This window comes from Thalassospira sp. UBA848, assembly GCF_002295455.1.
GTDB lineage: Bacteria > Pseudomonadota > Alphaproteobacteria > Rhodospirillales > Thalassospiraceae > Thalassospira.
In genome coordinates this window covers 47,362-49,525 of record NZ_DBGS01000076.1, presented here as the reverse complement: position 1 = coordinate 49,525, position 2,164 = coordinate 47,362, and the positions used below count along the sequence as shown (strand labels likewise).

Genomic DNA, 2,164 nt, shown 5'->3' with positions numbered 1-2,164 from the left:
GATCGGCATCAGGAACGGCTTGTCTTTCGGACGATCCGGAGCCGGGATGAATTCGTCAACCGCTTTCATCAGTTCGATGATCGCGTTCTTGCCGATTTCGTCATCGCGACCTTCCAGAGCAGCAAGAGCCGAGCCCTTGATGATCGGAATATCGTCGCCCGGGAAGTCGTAGGAAGACAGAAGTTCACGGATTTCCATTTCGACGAGCTCGAGAAGCTCTTCGTCGTCGACCTGGTCAACCTTGTTCATGAAGACCACGAGGGCCGGAACACCAACCTGACGTGCGAGCAGGATGTGCTCACGGGTCTGCGGCATCGGGCCATCAGCAGCCGAAACGACGAGGATACCGCCGTCCATCTGTGCCGCACCAGTGATCATGTTTTTAACATAGTCAGCGTGGCCCGGGCAGTCGACGTGTGCGTAGTGACGGTTCTCGGTCTCATACTCAACGTGCGCGGTCGAGATCGTGATACCACGAGCTTTCTCTTCCGGTGCTTTGTCGATGTCGCTGTAGTCCTGGAACGAACCACCACCGGCTTCTGCCAGAACTTTGGTGATTGCTGCGGTCAGCGTGGTTTTACCGTGGTCAACGTGGCCGACGGTGCCAACGTTAACGTGCGGTTTTGTACGCTCAAACTTTTCCTTGGCCATTGCCCTCAGATCCTATTATCCGAACCAAAAAAACACGTAGAAACCCACCGCACGAGCCGACGGGTCGCATCATAAGAATATTGGAGCGGGTGAAGGGAATCGAACCCTCGTCGTAAGCTTGGAAGGCTTCTGCTCTACCATTGAGCTACACCCGCATAGTTCTGCTGCGAGCTCTCGCGAGGGCGAGAGAATGGTGGAGGGGGCAGGATTCGAACCTGCGTAGACTAAGTCGGCGGATTTACAGTCCGCTGCATTTGACCGCTCTGCCACCCCTCCATCAGGGTCGTAACGCCATCCGGGTTTGACCCCGGCCTCGTTGCGGCGAGGGAGGGAATACGGTGGACAGCCATGTGTTGTCAACAGCAAAAAAAGCACGAAATCGTATTTCCTTTCCTATATGTTCCCCAAGCTTCGCTTAACAACCGAAACAAAGTGCATTCAGTTCGCCACGTAGTCCCTCAAGGCCCGGAGGTTTCCGCCATCATGTCGCGTCGCAATAAATCCCGTTCAGGAAATCGTCATCAAGGTGATGGTGCGCCCGATGCGCTCCCGCAAGGCGATGAAAACCGTGAAGGCAATTCGCGCCGAGGACGAAAACGTGGCCGTGACGGTGGTGGATCGGGTGGCAATTCGCGCCTGATTCTGTTCGGGCGTCACCCGGTGATGATGGCAATTGCCAATCCGCAACGCACGATTCACAAAATCTGGGCGACGGAAAACACACGTGATGAAGTCACCGCCGCCCTTGCCAATGCAGACCGGACCGACATTGCCGTAGATTCGGCCGGGCGCACCGACCTTGATGAAATGCTGCCGCCAGGCACCGTGCATCAGGGTATGGCCATGCATTGCGCCCCCCTGCCCCAGCTGTCGGTCGAGGAACTGATCGCCGATCACCGCGATTCTGAACAGTGCACGGTTCTGATCCTTGATCAGGTCACCGATCCGCACAATGTCGGTGCGATCCTGCGCAGTGCGGCGGCCTTTGGCGCCTCTGCCGTCATCGTGCCCGACCGTCATGCCCCGCCCGAAACCGGCGTGCTTGCCAAATCGGCCAGTGGGGCACTTGAAACCGTGCCTTATATTCATGCCGGGAACCTGAACCAGACGCTTGATAAGCTCAAAGGGGCGCATTTCTGGCTGGCGGGCATGGATGGCTATGCCACCCAGACACTGGCCGAAGCCAAACTGCATGGCCGTGTCGGGATTGTCATGGGTTCGGAAGGTGAAGGGCTGCGTCGCCTGACGCGCGAGAGCTGTGATTTTCTGGTCAAGCTGCCGATGTCGGATCGCATCGAAAGCCTGAATGTATCAAACGCGGCGGCGGTCGCGCTTTACGAGCTGTATCGCAAGTAGGTCACAGCCCGCGAACACGCGCGTTTGAAGGGTTTTCACGGGATGTAAATTTCCCTGCTTCAAACTCTTGCATTCGTCCGCGGCCCGGATTATGTTTCGCGCCGCTCACGCCGGCATAGCTATAATTGGTAGAGCAGCTGATTTGTAATCAGAAGGT

The 2,164-nt window shown here is 56.9% G+C and carries 2 protein-coding genes and 2 tRNA genes; 1 reads left to right on the top strand and 3 read right to left on the bottom strand.

All coding sequences use genetic code 11. The annotated features are described in order from the left end of the window. The 3 genes from B2R48_RS10710 to B2R48_RS10700 form a co-directional block, all read right to left on the bottom strand. The coding region (locus tag B2R48_RS10710) for a GTP-binding protein (RefSeq protein ID WP_297000056.1) at positions 1 to 651 on the bottom strand (651 nt) is incomplete at its 3' end. An 81-nt stretch (positions 652 to 732) separates the two neighbouring features. Next, a tRNA-Gly gene (locus tag B2R48_RS10705) sits at positions 733 to 806 on the bottom strand. 36 nt (positions 807 to 842) lie between these two features. Next, positions 843 to 927: transfer RNA gene (locus tag B2R48_RS10700), tRNA-Tyr, on the bottom strand. Positions 928 to 1,134: 207 nt separating this feature from the next. On the opposite strand from B2R48_RS10700, the gene rlmB reads away from it, so the two are divergent. After that, positions 1,135 to 2,007, top strand: a complete 873-nt coding sequence (rlmB, locus tag B2R48_RS10695) for a 23S rRNA (guanosine(2251)-2'-O)-methyltransferase RlmB (RefSeq protein WP_297000054.1) — start codon at positions 1,135 to 1,137, stop codon at positions 2,005 to 2,007. Positions 2,008 to 2,164 lie beyond the last annotated feature (157 nt).